General features: G+C 52.5%; 1 pseudogene. It reads right to left on the bottom strand.

The window, feature by feature from the left end:
- A pseudogene (locus tag C3B52_RS35830) lies at positions 1-539 on the bottom strand (chromosome segregation protein SMC); the annotation flags it as partial.

Genomic DNA, 539 nt, shown 5'->3' on the forward strand with positions numbered 1-539 from the left:
TCCACATCCGATTGAAGGCGTTTGAGCTGCTCCTCCAGCGAGAAGGTTTCCTGATCCAGTTTACCTTCGCGAACCTTAAGATTCGTCAGTTGACTCTGAAGTTCTTCCTTCGCCGATTCGTTTGCTTTACGGGCAAATTCAGCAGCCTGGATCGCTAGATGTGTCGACTTCTCCTCGTCTTCAAGCTCAGACAATAACTTCTGTGCCCGAACACGGTTTTCCTGAATTTCTTTTGCTTCCTTCTCGTGGCTGCTCTTCTCCTCACCGGCTAGCTCTGCTTGCTCAAGGACGTGGCGCAGCTCATGATCGAGCTGCTTACGGTCTCCAGCTGCCTGCTGTTCCTCGACACGCTTGTCGTCCCCGGCTCTTCGAAGCTCGTCCAGTTTATCCTGAGATTCAACCATTTGATTCCGGACGCTTTCAATGCCCTGCTGGAGCTTCTCCAGCTGCTTCTCGGTTTCCGAAATTTCCTGATCCAGCTGTTCCAGCTGACGCTTACGGCCCAGCAGACTGTTCGTTTTCTTATGCTGACTGCCGCC

Source organism: Brevibacillus reuszeri (assembly GCF_002897295.1).
In the GTDB taxonomy this organism is placed as follows: Bacteria; Bacillota; Bacilli; order Brevibacillales; family Brevibacillaceae; genus Brevibacillus; species Brevibacillus reuszeri_A.